This is a genomic window from Falsiroseomonas sp., assembly GCF_051859025.1.
GTDB lineage: Bacteria > Pseudomonadota > Alphaproteobacteria > Acetobacterales > Acetobacteraceae > Falsiroseomonas.
In genome coordinates this window covers 1-17,153 of sequence record NZ_JBHYGL010000021.1, presented here as the reverse complement: position 1 = coordinate 17,153, position 17,153 = coordinate 1, and the positions used below count along the sequence as shown (strand labels likewise).

15 protein-coding genes and 1 tRNA gene are annotated in these 17,153 nt (G+C 70.7%); 6 read left to right on the top strand and 10 right to left on the bottom strand.

Annotation, left to right across the window (positions count from 1 at the left end; translation table 11 throughout):
- Positions 1 to 11: 11 nt before the first annotated feature.
- Positions 12 to 1,373, top strand: coding sequence for an oxygen-independent coproporphyrinogen III oxidase (gene hemN, locus ACTIE5_RS17690; protein ID WP_439551030.1), 1,362 nt, complete (start codon positions 12 to 14; stop codon positions 1,371 to 1,373).
- 191 nt (positions 1,374 to 1,564) lie between these two features.
- Here hemN and ACTIE5_RS17685 read toward each other — a convergent pair whose 3' ends face one another.
- The 8 genes from ACTIE5_RS17685 to ACTIE5_RS17650 all read right to left on the bottom strand — a co-directional run bounded on the left by ACTIE5_RS17685 (position 1,565) and on the right by ACTIE5_RS17650 (position 7,467).
- A complete protein-coding gene (locus ACTIE5_RS17685) occupies positions 1,565 to 1,921 on the bottom strand; it encodes a response regulator (RefSeq protein ID WP_439551029.1) in 357 nt (118 codons plus the stop codon).
- A 147-nt stretch (positions 1,922 to 2,068) separates the two neighbouring features.
- A complete protein-coding gene (locus ACTIE5_RS17680) occupies positions 2,069 to 2,413 on the bottom strand; it encodes a gamma-glutamylcyclotransferase family protein (RefSeq protein ID WP_439551028.1) in 345 nt (114 codons plus the stop codon).
- 10 nt (positions 2,414 to 2,423) lie between these two features.
- Entirely contained in the window at positions 2,424 to 3,836 is a 1,413-nt protein-coding gene (gene pgmG, locus ACTIE5_RS17675; protein ID WP_439551027.1) for a phosphoglucomutase/phosphomannomutase PgmG, read from the bottom strand.
- 24 nt (positions 3,837 to 3,860) lie between these two features.
- Positions 3,861 to 4,730 (bottom strand): UTP--glucose-1-phosphate uridylyltransferase GalU, encoded by an 870-nt coding sequence (gene galU / locus ACTIE5_RS17670; protein ID WP_439551026.1) that lies wholly within the window; start codon positions 4,728 to 4,730, stop codon positions 3,861 to 3,863.
- Positions 4,731 to 4,796: 66 nt separating this feature from the next.
- Positions 4,797 to 5,486, bottom strand: a complete 690-nt coding sequence (locus tag ACTIE5_RS17665) for a hypothetical protein (protein ID WP_439551025.1) — start codon at positions 5,484 to 5,486, stop codon at positions 4,797 to 4,799.
- A gap of 16 nt (positions 5,487 to 5,502) precedes the next feature.
- Positions 5,503 to 6,201 carry a VWA domain-containing protein gene (locus tag ACTIE5_RS17660; RefSeq protein ID WP_439551024.1) on the bottom strand — a complete coding sequence of 233 codons (699 nt, stop codon included), beginning with the start codon at positions 6,199 to 6,201 and terminating at the stop codon, positions 5,503 to 5,505.
- A gap of 25 nt (positions 6,202 to 6,226) precedes the next feature.
- A complete protein-coding gene (locus tag ACTIE5_RS17655) occupies positions 6,227 to 6,910 on the bottom strand; it encodes an endonuclease/exonuclease/phosphatase family protein (RefSeq protein WP_439551023.1) in 684 nt (227 codons plus the stop codon).
- Complete coding sequence (locus tag ACTIE5_RS17650; protein ID WP_439551022.1) at positions 6,910 to 7,467, bottom strand: hypothetical protein; 558 nt, start codon at positions 7,465 to 7,467, stop codon at positions 6,910 to 6,912. Before ACTIE5_RS17650 ends, ACTIE5_RS17655 begins: the two co-directional genes overlap by 1 nt.
- A gap of 56 nt (positions 7,468 to 7,523) precedes the next feature.
- Here ACTIE5_RS17650 and ACTIE5_RS17645 point away from each other — a divergent pair, with 56 nt between their 5' ends.
- The 3 genes from ACTIE5_RS17645 to ACTIE5_RS17635 all read left to right on the top strand — a co-directional run bounded on the left by ACTIE5_RS17645 (position 7,524) and on the right by ACTIE5_RS17635 (position 11,197).
- Positions 7,524 to 8,018 (top strand): hypothetical protein, encoded by a 495-nt coding sequence (locus tag ACTIE5_RS17645; protein WP_439551021.1) that lies wholly within the window; start codon positions 7,524 to 7,526, stop codon positions 8,016 to 8,018.
- A complete protein-coding gene (locus ACTIE5_RS17640) occupies positions 8,003 to 8,749 on the top strand; it encodes a metallophosphoesterase family protein (protein ID WP_439551020.1) in 747 nt (248 codons plus the stop codon). Before ACTIE5_RS17645 ends, ACTIE5_RS17640 begins: the two co-directional genes overlap by 16 nt.
- Positions 8,750 to 9,115: 366 nt before the next feature.
- Positions 9,116 to 11,197, top strand: coding sequence for a methyl-accepting chemotaxis protein (locus ACTIE5_RS17635; RefSeq protein ID WP_439551019.1), 2,082 nt, complete (start codon positions 9,116 to 9,118; stop codon positions 11,195 to 11,197).
- Positions 11,198 to 11,257: 60 nt separating this feature from the next.
- Here ACTIE5_RS17635 and ACTIE5_RS17630 read toward each other — a convergent pair whose 3' ends face one another.
- Complete coding sequence (locus ACTIE5_RS17630) at positions 11,258 to 13,537, bottom strand: NADP-dependent malic enzyme (RefSeq protein ID WP_439551018.1); 2,280 nt, start codon at positions 13,535 to 13,537, stop codon at positions 11,258 to 11,260.
- Between the two features lie 163 nt (positions 13,538 to 13,700).
- Positions 13,701 to 13,786, bottom strand: a tRNA-Leu gene (locus ACTIE5_RS17625).
- A gap of 29 nt (positions 13,787 to 13,815) precedes the next feature.
- On the opposite strand from ACTIE5_RS17625, the gene lipB reads away from it, so the two are divergent.
- Complete coding sequence (gene lipB / locus ACTIE5_RS17620) at positions 13,816 to 14,499, top strand: lipoyl(octanoyl) transferase LipB (RefSeq protein WP_439551017.1); 684 nt, start codon at positions 13,816 to 13,818, stop codon at positions 14,497 to 14,499.
- Positions 14,500 to 14,872: 373 nt separating this feature from the next.
- On the top strand, positions 14,873 to 17,153 hold a 2,281-nt coding region (locus ACTIE5_RS17615), incomplete at its 3' end, for a leucine-rich repeat domain-containing protein (protein ID WP_439551016.1).

The following is a 17,153-nucleotide window of genomic DNA, read 5'->3' as shown; positions in this document are numbered from 1 at the left end:
AAGCATGGGCCATGGACGCTCTTCCCCCCGCCGGTCTCCACCCCTCCCGCGCCGTGCTGGCCCGCTACGCGCGCCAGAACCTGCCGCGCTACACCTCCTACCCCACCGCGCCGCATTTCGGCGCGCTGGAGGAAGCGAGCTACCGGCAATGGCTGGCGGGTGTCGCGCCGGGGGACCGGCTTTCGCTCTATCTCCACATCCCCTTCTGCAAGTCGCTCTGCTGGTATTGCGGCTGCCACACCAGCGTGACGCGATCCGTCGCGCGCACCGCCCGCTATGCCCGGGGCCTGGTGTCGGAGGCGTCGCTGCTGGCCGCCGCCCTGCCCTTCGCCGCGCCGGTGGAGGCACTGCACCTCGGCGGCGGCACGCCTTCGGCCCTGGGGGCGGAGGCGCTGGAGGGCGTGATGGAGGGGCTGCGCCAGCGCTTCGCCTTCCTGCCGGAGGCCGAGCTTTCCGTCGAACTCGACCCGCGGCTGCTGGATGATGCCATCGTGGCCGTGCTGGCGCGGCAGGGCTTCGGGCGCGCGAGCCTCGGCGTGCAGGACATGGCGGCGGAGGTGCAGACGCTGATCGGCCGGATCCAGCCGCCGGCGCTGGTGGCGGGGGCGGTGGCGAAGCTGCGCGCCGCCGGCATCAAGGGCATCAATTTCGACCTGATGTACGGCCTGCCCGGCCAGACCACCGCCCATGTGGAGGCCAGCGCCCGATTCGCGGCCGATGCCGGGGCGGATCGCGTCGCGGTCTTCGGCTATGCCCATGTGCCCTGGATGAAGCCGCACCAGAAGGCGATCCCGGAGGCGCTGCTGCCCGATTCCATGGCGCGGATGGACCAGGCGGAGGCGGCGGAACGGGCGCTGCTGGCGGCGGGCTATGTCGCCATCGGGCTCGACCATTTCGCGCGGCCGGATGACCCGATGGCGGTGGCGGCGCAGGCCGGCGCGCTGCGGCGCAACTTCCAGGGCTACACCACGGATCGCGCGCCGGTGCTGCTCGGCCTCGGCGCTTCCGCGATCGGGTCGCTGGCGGAGGGCTATGCGCAGAACCTGCCGGATGAACGCGCGTATCTGGCGGCGGTGGAGGATGGGCGCCTGCCCATCGCCCGCGGCCTGGCCCTGACGCGGGAGGACCGGCTGCGGCGGGGGATCATCGAGGCGGTGATGTGCGACCTGTCGCTGGACCTGCGGCGCGTGCCGCTGAAGGTCTGGCGGGCGGCGGAGGCGCGGCTGGAACCGCTGGTGGCGGACGGGCTGGCGGTGGTGGCGGATGGAAGACTGGTGACGACGGAGGCCGGCAGGCGCTTCGTGCGCCACATCGCCGCGGCCTTCGACGCCTATCTCGGCGGCGGGCCGGCGCGGCACAGCGCGGCGGTGTAGGATTGCCTGAACGCGCGGTCGGGGCGGCCAGGCGGCGCGCGGACTTCCAGACGCGCCGCCCCTACCCTCCACGCATCGTGCTGCAGGCAGTCCGACGACGCGCGAGCCGAGGTTCGGTGCCGCCGTCGCCTGGAGCACGGGGGGGGACAAGGGCGGCACGGCGCGTCAGGCGTCGCGCCGGCCCGGCCTGATCACGCAGGCGTGCAGATGCGGCCCAGCATGGCGGTCAGCTCGCTCGGGTCGTAGGGCTTGGCCAGTACCATCGCCTGCTGGTGGCCCGCCGGCAGGCCGGAAGCGCCATAGCCCGTGGCGATGACATAGGGGATGCCGCGGGACGCCAGCGCATCCGCGACGGGGGTCGAGGTCTCTCCGGCCAGGTTCAAATCCAGCACCACGGCATCGGGCCGTTCGGCGGCGAGGAAGCCCATCGCCTCCTCCACCGTGGCGGCGGGGCCGATGACGGTGAAGCCGGCATCGAGCAGCGCATCCTCCACCAGCATGGCCACCAGCGCCTCATCCTCCACGACGAGGATACGTCTTCCATCCACTGGCATCCCAAGACCCTCCATCCCCGTGGTTACCGATGCCAACGCGACATTGCCGCGACGGGTTCACCATGCACGCGAAGATGGCCGCGGCGCCAGCACCGAGGGCATGGGAAAGGTTCTCACTATTTCGCGTGCTTCACGTGATCATCATGGGAAGGTTTGCCAGGCGCTGCCGGCTGCGGCCAGGGTCGGCTGGGCGATCCAGGCGAGGGCGGCCAGGCACCCGCGCGGCAGGCGGAGCCGGACCGGCCGGAGGCGGTAGGCGGCACCCTCATAGGCCTGAAGGTTCCGGAGCGGCGCGCCGGCCAGGGTGACGACCAGGCCACGGACGGAATGGCGGGGGGCGCGGATCAGCGTCGGGTAGGGCTGGCCGCGCAGCGCCACGCGCTTCCAGCCCGGCAGCGTGGCCGGCACCCCGCGCAGGCCGCGGCGGCCGGCGCGGGCGGCAAGGACCCTGGGGTCCAGCAGCGTGCCGTACAGGAAGACCCGCACGGCACCCTGATCAGTGCCCGGCGTTTTCACCCGTGAAGTCCGGGGCGGCGAGGCCGGAGGCCTGGAGCTGCCTCGCGATGCCGGCCTTGAGGCGTTCGAGACCGGCCTCGCTGGAGGCTTCCGCGCGCGCCACCAGCACGGCCTGGGTGTTGGAGGCGCGGAGCAGCCACCAGCCATCCTCGGTCAGCACGCGGACGCCATCGACGTCCTGCACCTTCGCACCCTCCGCCGCCAGGCGGGCCTTCACCTCCGCCACCACGTCGAATTTGCGGGTATCCGGGCAATCGAAGCGCAGTTCCGGCGTGTTGATGACCTGCGGCAGCGCGGCACGGACATCCGACAGCGTGCCGGACATGCGCGCCACGATGCCGAGCAGGCGGATGGCGGAATAGGGCGCGTCGTCGAAGCCGTACCACTTGTCCGCGAAGAAGATGTGGCCCGACATCTCCCCGGCCAGGGGGCTGCCGGTCTCGGCCATCTTGGACTTGATGAGGCTGTGGCCGGTCTTCCACATCAGCGGCGTGCCGCCGGCCTTGGCGACTTCGTCGAACAGGACCTGGCTGGCCTTCACATCGGCGATGATGGTGCCGCCCGGCTTCGACTTGAGGACATCGCGCGCCAGCACGATCAGCAGCTGGTCGCCGAACAGGATGTGGCCTTCATTATCCACCACGCCGATGCGGTCCGCGTCGCCATCGAAGGCGATGCCGAGGTCGGCGCCGTTCTTCGCGACTTCCGCGATGATCTGTTCCAGGTTCTTGGCGACTGTGGGGTCCGGATGGTGGGCCGGGAAGGTTCCGTCGATGGTGCCGTTGATGACGTAGTGCGTGCCCGGCAGCTTCGCGACCATGCGCTTGGTGATCTCGGCGCCCGAGCCATTGCCCGGGTCCCACACCACCTTGAGGGCGCGATCCCCGCCGTCCCAATCCTGCAGCATGCGCGTGATGTAGTCCTCGGAGACATCGACCTGACGATCGGTGCCGACGCTGCTGGGGACGACATCGCCCTCGGCCGCCATGCGGCCGATCTGCTGGATCTGCGGGCCGAAGAAGGGCTTCTTCCCCAGCATCATCTTGAAGCCGTTGTAGTTGGGCGGGTTGTGGCTGCCTGTCACCATGATCGCGCCATCGGCCTTCAGCGCGTAGGACGCGAAGTAGAGCATCGGTGTCGGCCCGCAGCCGATGCGGAGCACTTCGAGGCCGCAGGCGCGGAGCCCCGCGACGAGCTGCGCTTCCAGTTCCGGGGATGACAGGCGGCCATCATAGCCGACCGCCACCTTGGTGCCTTGGCCGCGGGAGACGATGGAGCCGAAGCAGCGCCCGATCGCGAAGGCGTCCTCGGGCTTGAGCGTTTCGCCGACGATGCCGCGGATGTCGTATTCGCGGAGCGAGGTGGGGTCGAAGCGGTGGTTGAAGGCCGTCATGTCCTGCGTCGTCTCCGCTTTCGCTCAGCTATACTTCTTGATGATGGACTGCATGGCGGGCGCCATGTCGGGGCGCGAGAGCGCGAAGGCGATTTGCGCTTCGAGGTAGCCGGCCTTGTCGCCGCAATCGAAGCGGCGGCCTTCATAGCGCACGCCGTGGAAGGGCTGGGTGCCGATCAGCTTGGCCATGCTGTCGGTCAGCTGGATCTCGCCCCCCGCGCCCTTTTCCATCTTGGAGAGATGGGCGATCACCTCCGGCATCAGCACGTAGCGGCCGATGACGGTGAGGTTGCTGGGCGCATCCTCCTGCTTCGGCTTCTCGACCAGGCCCTTCACCTCGACCAGGTTGCCGGTGGTCGCGCCCGGCGCGATGACGCCGTAGGAGGAGACGCGCGCCATCGGCACTTCCTCGATCGCGACGACGTTGCCGCCGGTCTCGTTGTAGGCATCCGCCAGCTGCTTCGTGCAGGACACGTCGCAGAGCATGAGGTCATCCGGCAGCAGGATGGCGAAGGGCTCATCGGCGATGAAGGACCGCGCGCACCAGATGGCGTGGCCGAGGCCCAGCGCCGATTGCTGGCGCGTCGAGACGATTGAACCCGGCGGCAGGGCCTGGGCGCGGAGCATGTCGAGCTCCTTCGTCTTGTTGCGCTCGGTCAGCGTGCGTTCGAGTTCGTAGGCGACGTCGAACTGGTCCACCAGCATGGTCTTGCCGCGGCCGGTGACGAAGCAGAACTGCTCGATCCCCGCGGCGCGGGCTTCCTCCACCGCGTACTGGATCAGCGGCTTGTCCACGACGGGCAGCATCTCCTTCGCCATCTGCTTGGTGGCGGGCAGGAAACGGGTGCCGAGACCGGCGACGGGAAGGACGGCCTTGCGGAGCGGCTTGCGCACGGGTGGGAAATCCCTTGGCGGTGATGGACGAAGCCATGCCATGGACCGGCTGAACCGTCCACCGCCTCACGCGCCGAGGAGGAGATCCCGCGCCTCGTTCAACCGGGCGGCGAGCCAGTCGGAGCCGCCCTGGTCGGGATGGGCGCTGCGCATCAACCGGCGATGGGCGGATTTGATGGCATCGGGGGTCGCGCCCTCCGCCAGGCCCAGGATGGCCAGCGCTTCCGCCCGCGTCAGGGGGCCGGCGGCGGTGGCGGGCGCGGCGTCGCGCCATTCGGGATGGGCGCGGTCGAGCCAGGCCTCCAGCAGGGGCACGCCATCGGGATCGATGGCGGCGAGGTCGGCCATCAGCGCCAGCAGCGCGGGCAGATCGAGGTCGGCCAGGTCGGCGCCGGCATGGCGGCCAGCCTTCACCCGGCCGGTCATCCGCCCGCTGTCGTGGTCGAGCGTCATGGCGAGGTGCGAGGTCTCGACATCCGATGCCTGGCCGGGGTTGGCGGCGCCGCCGCGGGCGAAGGTGGCGGCGGCCGCCCTGCCCTTCCACCAGCGCCAGATCGCCGGCCCGAACAGCACCAGCGCCCAGAAGGCCTGGCCGCCACGACCGGTGACGAGCATCAGGACAAACAGGCCAAGCCCGAGCGCGCCGCCGCCCCAGATCAGCGCGGCCTTCACCTGGCCCGGCTTCGCGCTGACGAACAGCTGCAGCAGGCCGAGGGCGAAGACCAGCGCCAGGGCGCCGAGGGCAATTGCGGCCATCAGAGGGGGGCGGCCATCAGGCGGGCGCGGGCAGCTGGCCCGCGATGCCGCGGGCGGCGGGGCTGGTGAGGCGCGCCAGCGCCCTTCGCCCACCGGCGGCATAGACGGCGACCGCGCGCAGCAGGTCCCGCAGCGCGGTGGCGCTGGCGGCGTCGAAGGGGGCGAAGGCGCCGCCGGACAGCTTCGCCATCTGGCGGAAGGCATTGGCGGCGACGGGGTGCTGGCCTTCCAGGAAGCAGAACAGCGGCAGGCCGCGCAGGCCGCATTCGCCGGCCAGGTGGCAGGCCTCGTCCACCTCCTCCTCGAAGGCATCGCCGATGAGGATGAGGGCGTTGACCCGATCCTGCTTCGTCTGAGCCAAAGCGTGGCGCAGCGTCCGCACCACCTGGGTATGGCCGCCGAGGCAGGTGACGCCCGCCATGCGGCGCGCCAGTTCCTCGGCGGAGGTCAGGAAGGGGGTCGCGGCGAATTCACCGTGGCCGCGGAAATAGGCGAGGCTGACGGCCAGGCCGCCGGTGTCCCGCACGGCGTGGAACATCTCCGCCTGCAGATGGCAGGCGCGGTCCCAGCTGGGCTGGCGGCTGGCGGTGGCGTCGATGGCGAAGAGCAGCCGGCCGGCACGGCCAGGCGCCACCGCCACGGCGGGCAGGGACGCGACCTTGTCGAGGAAGGCGGCGACGGCGGCATTCCCGGTCTTGGCGGGCAGGTTCGGCATGACCGCAAGATGGGCGCGCGGCGCCTCAGCCGGAAGGGGTGAAGCGCGCGACAAGCGGCAGGTGGTCCGAGGCCCGGCGCGCGGCCGGGGTCGCATGCGCGGCCACCCCCGTCACCAGCCCCCGGGGGTGGGACAGGATGTGGTCCAGCGCCAGCAGGGGGCGAAACGCCGGGAAACTCGGCACCCCGGCGGGGTGGCCGAAGGCGGGGGCGAGGACCGCCAGCGCGCTGCCGCCAGGACGCCACTCATTCAGGTCGCCCATCAGCAGCACCGGCAGGCCGGGCCTGATGGCAGCCAGCAGCGCCGTCGCCTGGGCGCGGCGGCGGGCGGGGCCCAGGCTCAGATGGGCGCAGAGCAGGCGGAAGGGGCCAAAGCCGAGGTCAAGATCCGCCTGGATGCCGCCGCGCGGCTCCCACCCGCCCAGGCGCAGGCCGCGCGGGGCGGAGAGCAGCCGCGCATCGCGCCGCACCAGCAGGACATTGCCGCGCCAGCCCTGCTGCAAGGGATCGACGCGCAGCGGCACCAGGCCGGTCGCAGCCTCGATCGCCGCCAGGTCCAGCATGGCGGCGCGGCGGCGGAGGTGGTGCTGCGCTTCCTGCAGCGCCATCAGGTCCGGCGCGATCTCCGCCACCACCGCGGCGATGCGGTCGGGCCGGAAGCGGCCGAAGGCGGCGCGGCCGCGATGGATGTTCCAGGTGGCGACGCGCATCACCGTCCCCCTCGCCACAGGGCGGCACCGATTGCGGCGCCGAGGGTCGTGAGGATGGCGTCGGAGATCGTGTCGGTCGTGTCGCCGATGATGCCGAGCAGGGCTTCCAACCCCTCCCACCCCAGGGCCAGGGCGATCCCGAAGACCAGGCCGAGGGTGGCCATGCGGGCGGGGCGGCGGGGCGTGCCATCGGCCAGGACCAGCCCCGCGAAGACGGCGCCGGCGAGCAGGCCGGAGACCAGGTGAACCACCTCGTCATAGGGGTTGGCGCCGTGGAACCAGTTCAGCCCATGGCCCGGCGTGCTGAGGATGGTCGCCAGGACCGGCGCGGCGTCGAGGCTCCTCGGCAGGCGGCGGAGCCGCATCGGCAGATGGGGCATGCGTTCGCGGGGCGGGAGGATGACGGCGAGCAGCCCCAGCATGGCGAGGATGGTGGCCAGGGCGGCGCTGCGCCTGTCGAGCCACCAGAGCAACAGGGCCACGCCTGCCAGCGCGGCCAGGCAGGCCCAGGCGAAGCGGGATTGGTGGCGGAGGTCGTCGCGGGTCAGCGGGGCCATGCACCGTCAACGCCGCCGCTTCCGCCGGGCTTCATGCGCCGGTAGGAACGATGGCGTTGGCAGGGGTGCGGCGGGTGGCAGGCTGGGTGCGGGTGAGCGAGGCGGAGGCGGAGGCGCACCCCCTGTTCGGGCTGGGCGGCTGGCTGCGCGTGGTCTCCGCCCTGATGGTGCTGGCGGTGCCGGGCGGCGTGGCGGTGGGCTGGCAGCAATGGATGGATCCCTCGCTGGGGGGCGCCGCGCTGGCGTCCAACCTGCTGTCGCTGCTGGTGCTGGGGGTGCAGGTCGGCATGGCTGTGCTGTGGTTCCGGCGCTGGCCGGGCTTCCGGCTGGGCTACGCCGCCTTCGCGGTGCTGGGCACGGCGCTGCTGGCGCTGGCGGACCAGGCGATCGGGCCGCCGCCCGGGCCGCCCAGCACCGATCCGGTGGGCGATGTGGTGCTGGAAGTGGCCTTCCACCTGACCTTCCTGGCATCCATGCAGTTCAGCCGGCGCTTCCGCGTGACCTTCGAGCACCGGGTGAGGCCAGGAGAGGTTCCATGCGCCTCGGCGTGATCGCGGATATCCATGGGAATGTGGCGGCGCTGGAGGCGGTGCTGGCGGCACTGCGGCAGCGCGGGGTGTCGCAGGTGGTGAACCTCGGCGATCTGGTGTCCGGCCCGCTATGGCCGGCGGAGACGCTGGCGATGCTGCGGGCGGCGGGCATCCCCTCCCTGCGCGGGAACCATGACCGCTGGGTGGCGGAGGGCGGTGGCGGGGCGTCGGACCGCTTCGCGCGGGACGCGCTGGCGGAGGCAGACCGCGCGGCGCTGGGCGCGCTGCCGGTGCATCTGCGGCCGCTGCCGGGGGTGCGGGCCTTCCATGCCAGGCCCGACAACGACGATGCCTATCTGCTGGAAGATGTGCGGGACGGGCGGATGGTGCCCGCGCCGGTCGCCGATGTGGCGGCGCGGCTGGGGGAGACGGCGGAGACGCTGATCCTCTGCGCCCACAGCCACCAGGCAGCGATCCGGCAATTGCCGGATGGGCGCGTGGTGGTGAACCCCGGCAGTGTCGGCATGCCGGCCTATGAGGACCCGACACCCCCCGCCCATCTCTGCGAGACCGGCGCGCCCCATGCCCGCTTCGCGGTGCTGGAGGTGGCGGACGGGCGGTTGGTGGACGCGGCGCTGGTGGCGCTGGCCTATGACCACCAGGCCGCGGTGGCGCGCGCGGTGGCGAATGGGAGCGCGAAGTGGGCGCGGTGGCTGGCGACGGGGGAAGCGGGGGCCGAGGCAGCGGGCTAGGGTCAGCGGACCTCTGGTCCGCAATGCGATCAGCGAGTGGCTTTTCGTGCCCGGCAGGCGGGGTCAGGGCGGCGATGGGGTCCCATCATCGCCCTAACCCCGGCGCCGCAGTCGCGGAACGACGCCGCCACCCCGCGGCCTCCGCGGCATCGAGGAAGGTATCGGCAAGCCCCCTTTCGTGGAGATCGAAACCGGGCACCCGCGCCTGGAACAGGCGATTGCCGGCTGATGCCGCAGTGCTCCGCGGGTCGCGGCGCCGGTCCGGCCGATCGCCAGCCGGCTGCCGCCTCATCGACTTAAGCCTCCGGCAATCGGGGTCGCCCTATCTTCCTGGCGAAGTCTTGAACAGCGCCGGAAACCGGATGGATGTCGATACGGAAGCGTGTGCTTGCCGCCATGGGCGGGGTCTTCGCGATCGGCGTCGCGGTGGCGGCCGTGGTGTCGCTGCGTGAGGCGCAGAACCACAGCGCGGCGACGGCCGCGCTGCAGCGGACCGAACTCGCCGCCGCGCTGATGCGCCTCGGCCGGGAGGTCGGGACGGAGCGCGCCTTCTCGGTCATCCGCACCAGCCTGCCTACGCCAACGAGCGCGGAGCACCTGCGCGACCTCGAAGGCTTCGCCCGCACCAGCGACAACGCTCTGGAAGCGGTGCGCGCGGCCTATGCCGCGGTGGCCGCGCCCGCGCACGCCCCCCATGCGGCGGCGCTGGAGAGCAGCATGGCCCGGCTGCGCGCCGCCCGACCCGTGATCCTGGCCCAGGCTGCCCGGCCCGGCCCGGAGCGCGCCTTGCCGCCGGAACACGCCCCCGCGCCCATCTTTGCCGCCATAGCGAGCGCAGTGGACGCAGGGCTGGACCTGGCGCATGGCGAGATCACGCGGCGATCGGACGGCATGGGCAGCACCATCGCGGTGGCGCGCGCCGCATGGGAACTCGCCCAGGCCAATACCTCCGCGATCCTGCCCATCAGCGCCGCGATCCGGAGTGGCCGGCCCCTGACGCCGGCCGAGATCGAGACCGTGCTGACGCATGAGGGCGCGAAGGCGGTCCACTGGGCCAGCATCCAGCGCATGATCGAGCTTCTGGGCCGGCCCGAACGGCTGGCGGCAGCGCAGGCCGAGGTGCAGGCCCGCTTCTTCGACGACGCGAACCGCCGCATCGCCGCGCTTTTCGCGGCAGGGCGCGCCGGCACCGCCTATCCCATGGGCCTGGACGAATACAGCCGATTCGGCCCTGCCGCGACCGCAATCCCCTACGTCCTGCGTGACGCCGCCCTGCTGGAAGCGGTGGAGCACGCCCGGCGTGAGCGCGGCGCGGCCGCCTGGGCGTTGGCTTTCGCGATCATGGTCGGGCTGGCCTATGCCGGGCTGATCGGGGCCACCGCCCTGTTGATGCTGCGCCGTGTCGTCGCCCCCGTGGTGGCGCTGACCGGCACGGTCGAGGCCCTGGCCGAGGGCCGCCACGACGTGACCGTTCCTGGCAGCGCGCGGCGCGACGAAATCGGCCACATGGCCCAGGCGATCGAGGTGCTGCGGCGCAATGCCATCTCGGCGCGCGAGGTGGCCGCCGCCGCCGCGGCCGAGCAGGCCAGCAAGGTCTCCCGCGCCGAACGCGCGGAAGCAATGATCCAGAGCTTCGAAGCGGAGATCGCGACGGTCCTTCGCGACCTCTCGACCTCCGTCGCGCCACTGGACGCCACCGCCGATCTCATCGGCCGCACCTCGGCCGAGGCTAGGGAGCGCGCCGCGGATATGAGCGAGGCAGCAGGCGTCGCCGAGCGCGACATGCACACCATTGCCGCCTCCACCGAGGAATTGTCGGCCTCCATCGCCGACGTGTCGCGCCAGGTGGCGGAAAGCGCCAATTTGGCCCGGCGCGCCGCCGACAACGCGCGGTCAACCGACCGCGTGGTGGCGGGCCTTGTCGAGGTCAGCACCCGCATCGGCGATGTCAGCGGCATCATCGCCTCCATCGCGGGGCAGACCAACCTGCTCGCGCTCAACGCCACGATCGAGGCGGCACGGGCGGGCGAGGCCGGCAAGGGCTTCGCCGTGGTGGCCGGGGAGGTGAAGTCGTTGGCTGCGCAGACCGCGAGGGCGACGGAGGAGATCAGCGGGCAGATCAGCGCCATGCAAGCCGAGACAGGCCGCGCCGCCGAGGCCATCCGTGGGATCGGCCGCGTCATCGAGGAGTTGAGCGACATCGCCGCGCGCGTCGCTGGCGCCGCCGAGGAGCAATCGGCTTCCACCCAAGGCATCGGCCGGGCCATCGCCAGCGCGGCGGAGGGGACCCAGCAGGTCACGCGCCGCACGGCGGAGGTGCTGGCGGGCGCGGGAGCGGTGGCGAACGCCGGGACGGGATTGCGCGAGGCGTCGCAGCATCTCACGAGCCAGGCGGAGTTGCTGCGCGGCCGCGTCGGCACCTTCCTGGACGGGATCCGCGCCGCCTGACGGCGCGGTGGGCAGGGGCGAAGGGCGGATTGTCCCCGCCGCTTCGCCGACCTGGCCCCCCTATCCCGCGACGAGCATCCCATTCGCCTGCGCGGCCGCCAGCGCCGTCATGTTGACGATGCCGCGCGCGGTCACGCTCGGCACCAGCACATGGATGGGCTTGGCCATGCCGAGCAGCATGGGGCCGACCTGCAACCCCTCCCCCGCCGCCTTCAGCAGGTTGAAGGCGATGTTGGCGGCGTCGAGGCTCGGCATCACCAGCAGGTTCGCCGCATCCGTCAGCGTGCTGTCCGCCACGGCGCGGTCCCGGATAGCGGGGACAAGGGCGGCATCGGCGTGCATCTCGCCATCCACCTCGAAATCCGTGCCGCGGGCACGCAGCAGGCGCAGTGCCTCCCGCATCTTGCGGGCGGATGGCGCGCCGGAGGCACCGAAGCTGGAATGGGACAGCAGCGCGGCCTTGGGGGCCAGGCCGAAGGCGCGGATCTGCTCGGCGGCCAGCAACGTCATGTCCACGATCTGCTTGGCACTCGGGTCCACCGTCAAATGGGTGTCCACGAAGAACAGATGGCCATTGGGGACGATGAGGGCGGAGAGGGCATAGACGCGGTCCACCTCCGCCCGCTTGCCGATCACGTCGAAGGCGTGGTGCCAGTGGCGGAACCAGTCGCCGGTGCCGCCACAGAGGCAGGCATCGGCCAGGCCGGCTTCCAGCAGCAGCGCGGCGGCGACGGTCGGGCGGTTGCCGATGCGGCGGCCGGCGGCATCGGGCGGGATGCCGCGGCGGCCCACCTTCTCCTGATACAGTTTCACCAACGGCGCGAAGGTCGCCTCATCCGCCTGCGGGTCCATGATCCGGACGGACTCGGAGAAATCCATGCGCAGGCCCATGGCGCGGGCCTTGGCGGAGATCACGTCGCGCCGGCCGATGACGATGGGCTCGGCCAGGCCTTCATCCAGCACGGTCTGCACGGCGCGGAGCGTGCGTTCGTCCTCGCCCTCGGCATAGACGACGCGGGAGAGGCGCTTGCGCGCGGCCTCGAAGACCGGGCGCATGAGGTTGCCGGAGCGGAAGACGAAGCGCTCCAGCTCATGCCGGTACTTCTGCATGTCCGCGATAGGGCGGCGGGCGACGCCGCTGTCCATCGCCGCCTTGGCGACCGCGGGGGCGATTTCCAGGATCAGGCGCGGGTCGAAGGGCTTCGGGATGATGTAGTCCGGCCCGAAGGTCGGCGCGCTGCCGCCATAGGCCGCGGCGACGACCTCGCTGGCCTCCATCCGTGCCAGGGCCGCGATGGCGTCGGCGGCGGCGACCTTCATCGCCTCATTGATCGTGGTGGCGCCAGCGTCCAGCGCACCGCGGAAGATGAAGGGGAAGCAGAGGACGTTGTTGACCTGGTTGGGATAGTCCGTGCGGCCCGTGGCGACGATGGCATCCGGGCGGGCGGCGCGGACGGCTTCCGGCAGGATCTCGGGCTCAGGGTTGGCCAGTGCCAGGACCAGCGGCTTCGGCGCCAGCAGGGGCAGCCATTCCGCCTTCAGGATGCGGGGCGCGGAGAGGCCGAGGAAGACATCGGCGCCAGGCAGCGCGTCCTGCAGCGTGCGGGCATTGGTGTCCTGCGCATAGGCGGCCTTGTAGGGGTCCGTGTTCGGGCGGCCCTTCCAGACGACGCCGTCGATGTCGCAGATCGTCACGTTCTCCCGCTTCAGGCCCATGGCCACCAGCAGGTCGAGGCAGGCGATGGCGGCCGCGCCGCCGCCGGTGTTGACGACGCGCACATCCTCCAGCCGCTTGCCCTGCAGCAGCAGGCCGTTGCGGACCGCGGCGGCGACGATGATGGCCGTGCCGTGCTGGTCGTCATGGAAGACGGGGATGTTCATCCGCGCCCGCAGCGTGCGCTCGATCTCGAAGCACTCGGGGGCCTTGATGTCCTCAAGGTTAATGGCGCCGAAGCTGGGTTCCAGCACCGCGACGGCATCGATGAACTTCTGCGGGTCGCGTTCCTCGATCTCCAGATCGATGGAATCGATGCCGGCGAACTTCTTGAAGAGGACCGCCTTGCCTTCCATCACGGGCTTGGAGGCGAGCGCGCCGATGGCGCCGAGGCCGAGCACGGCCGTGCCATTGGTGATGACGGCGACGAGGTTGCCGCGGGATGTGTATTCGAAGGCGGCGTTCGGGTCCTTCGCGATCTCCTCGCACGCCGCGGCGACGCCGGGCGAATAGGCGAGGCCCAGGTCGCGCTGGGTGGCCATGCGCTTGGTCGGCTCGACGCTCAGCTTCCCCGGCCTTGGCAGGCGGTGATAGTCCAAAGCGGCCTTGCGGAAATCCTCGTCCATCAAATCACCTCCGGCATCACCTTAGGGGAGATGCGCGCGGGAGGCGACCGGGGTTCGCGCCAGTTGAGGGGCGATGCAAATGGTGGTGGCCCCAGGAACGGCGAAGGCCCCGACCGGTGTCCCGGCGGGGCCTTTTGCGTGATGACCATGCCCGGGAGGGCGATGGTGCGGTCGAGAAGATTCGAACTTCCACGGGGTTGCCCCCACCAGCACCTCAAGCTGACGCGTCTACCATTCCGCCACGACCGCATATCGGGTAGAGGCCCGGCGTATAACCGATGACAGCGCACCCGACAACGCCCCCTCCGCCCGGTTCCGCACTCGAATGGCGAATCACGCCGGGAAGGCTTCCCTATGCGGAGGCGCTGGCCGCCATGGAGGCGCGCGTCGCCGCCATCCGCGCCGGGGAACAGCCGGAAGCGGTGTGGCTGGTGGAGCATGAACCGACCTACACGGCCGGCACCTCCGCCCGCCCGGAAGACCTGCTGGAGACGCGATTCCCGGCCGTCGCCGCAGGACGCGGCGGGCAATGGACCTATCACGGGCCGGGACAGCGGACGGGCTACGTCATGCTCGACCTGAACCGGGACCATGGGACCGTGAAGGCGCGGGATGTGCGGGCCTTCGTCCAGGGCCTGGAGGAATGGATGATCCGGGCGCTGGACCGCTTCGGCGTGAAAGGCGAAAGGCGGGAAGGCCGCGTCGGCATCTGGGTGGTGGACCGGGCGCGCGGCACCGAAGACAAGATCGGCGCGATCGGCGTGCGCGTGACGCGCTGGGTGAGTTGGCACGGGGTGGCGCTGAACGTGGACCCGGAATTGAGCCACTTCGGGGGCATCGTCCCCTGCGGGATCGCGGAACAGGGGCTGGGGGTGACGAGCCTGCATCGGCTGGGCGTGCTGGCGACGATGGAAGAGGCGGACAGCGCGCTGATGACGGCCTGGGGCGAGGTGTTCGGGTAGGGGGCGGATTTAGGACATTTAGCCGATTTAGCGGTTTTAGCACCGAATCGAGGGGCGGCGTTTTGGACAAATTCCCCGCCCGAGGGGCTTGGGCGCTGGGGTGCGGCGGATGAGCGGGTTCAAAGAGCTATGGGAAGATAAGCCTTTCGGAGTGCGGAAGTCCAGGGATGGTTGAAGGCCAGGGGCGCTGCCCCTGGACCCCGGCCGGGGGGCGTGACGCCCCCCGGACCCCGTCATCAATGGAGCCATTTGCAGAAGGCCAGCGCCACATAGGCGGCGGCGAGGATGAGGTAGAGGGCGGGTTCGAGCGGCACGGGGGAACCTCCTTTCGGCTTGTGCGAACGGAGGCTTCAATCCACCCTCGGAAAGGGTCGTGACGCATCGCCTTTCCGGGTTTCCGGGCGGAAAGGCCGGCAAGGGCGGAAAGCAGGTGGCGGAAAGGGCCTTTCATGAACTGCTTGCCGGGCACCTGGACGCGGGAACGCGGCCGGGGCTGACAGCGGGCGCCGTGGGGGGCAAGTGGACGGCGGTGGCGTTCGGCAAGGCTGTTCGCGTGAGCGACCGCACCGTCCGCAACTGGCGCACCACGGGCAAGGGCACGCGGCCAAGTGCGGAAACGCTGGAATTCATCCTGGACGCGCTGTTCGGCGATGATGCAACGCTTCGCGCCGAACGCCTTGAGCTTCAGGACGCCTGGGACAGGGGCGCGCTGGCGGATGCGGAGCCGGAGCCGGATGGCGCGATCTTCGTCGAGGGCGAGGAACGCCTCGAACTCCAGCAGGGCACAGCCGACGACGACGCGGTGGCCCGGCAGCCCGGGATCGCTCGGCGGCAGGCGCTGATTGTCGAGAAGCTTCAGGACCTGGTGGAAGCACTCGGGAACAGGCTGGACAACCAGCGGGGCTGGCGCCCGCTGCCGCGCACGGCGCAGCGCCTGCTGGCCGCGCTGGAGAACATGCCGCCCGAGGCGATCCCGGCGCAGTTGGTGGAACTCTACGACCGCACCATGTCGCTCGCCTCCTTCGTCGATCAGGACGACGCGCTGGGGTCGGCGCAGGGCGCGACCGATGATCCGCTGGAACCGGATCTGCGCCGCGCCCTGGCGGATGCGTTGTCGAGCCTCGCGCCATGGCTGCGGAGCTTTCCGAGTGTCGTGCAGTGGGACAGCGCCAGGCAGGATGCGCTGACGAGGCCGGAGCTTTTCGCAGCGGTGCGCGCCCAACTCGACGATGCCCGCGCGCTGATCCGCCTTGCCGGGGAAGCCAATGCGCTGTCGGCCGAGGACGTGGCCCTGGCCAACGAACCGCTGGAGACAGCGAGGCGCGACGGGTTCCAGGCGGAGAAGGCGGCCTATCGCGGGCTGGCGACGGCGCGGAACCTGCTGACCCGAGCCACGGGGATTAGGGCGCTGGCCCTCACCGCGGCGTTCTATTCGGGCGCGGTCGCTTCGGATTTCTCGACGAAGTCCACGGTAGCACAGACGGTCAGCACGTTTCTGGCAACGGCAGAGGGACACGCATTGCGCCTCGCTAAAGGCATGCCGGGCGAGGTTGCCGCCGCCATTCGGCATGTTCTGACGCGGCGTGCGGACGATGAGGGGCGTAGCGACGGGGAGCCGGCACTTCCCGCGACCGAACAGCGTCAGCGGCCCGAGGGGTTCGACCTTGAGGCCGTGAAGCGACTTGTTCTAGCGAGCGAGGCGCCGCCGGCTGAGTGGAGGCCCTTCATTGTCGAGTTGGACTTGAGCCAAACCCAGATTGCCGATCTGTCGCCGCTCTCCGGCCTCTCCAGCCTGAAATCGCTCGATCTGAGGGGCACGCAGGTCGCGGATGTGTCGCCGCTCGCCGGACTCGCCAGCCTGCAATCGCTCAACTTGATGACCACACAGGTCGCGGATGTGTCGCCGCTCGCCGGCCTCTCCAGCCTGCAATCACTCAAGCTGTGGGGCACAAAGGTCGCGGACTTGTCGCCGCTTTCCGGCCTCTCCAGCCTCCAATCGCTCGACCTGATGGATACGCAGGTCGTGGATGTGTCGCCGCTTTCAGGCCTCTCCAGCCTGCGATTGCTCAACCTGTGGGGCACATTGGTCGCGGATATATCGCCGCTCTCCGGCCTCTCCAGCCTGCAATCGCTCGACTTGATAGGCACGCAGGTCGCAGACGTATCGCCGATCTCCGGCCTCTCCGGCCTGCAATCGCTCAACCTGTGGGGCACATTGGTCGCGGATGTATCGCCGCTCGCCGGCCTGTCCGGCCTGCAATTGCTCAACCTGTGGGGCACAAAGGTCGCGGATGTGTCGCCGCTCTCTGGCCTCTCCAGCCTGCAATCGCTCAATCTGTGGGACACGCAGGTCGCGGATGTGTCGCCGCTCTCCGGCCTCACCAGCCTGCAAACGCTCGACCTCGCGGGCACGAAGATCGCCGATGTGTCGCCGCTCTCCGGACTCTCCAGCCTGCAATCGCTCAACCTGAGGGACACCCAGGTCTCGGATGTGTCGCCGCTCTCTGGCCTCTCCAGCCTGCAAACGCTCAACCTGTGGGGCACAAAGGTCGCGGATGTGTCGCCGCTCTCCGGCCTCTCCGGCCTGCAATCGCTCAATCTGTGGGGCACAAAGGTCGCGGATGTGTCGCCGCTCTCCGGCCTCACCAGCCTGC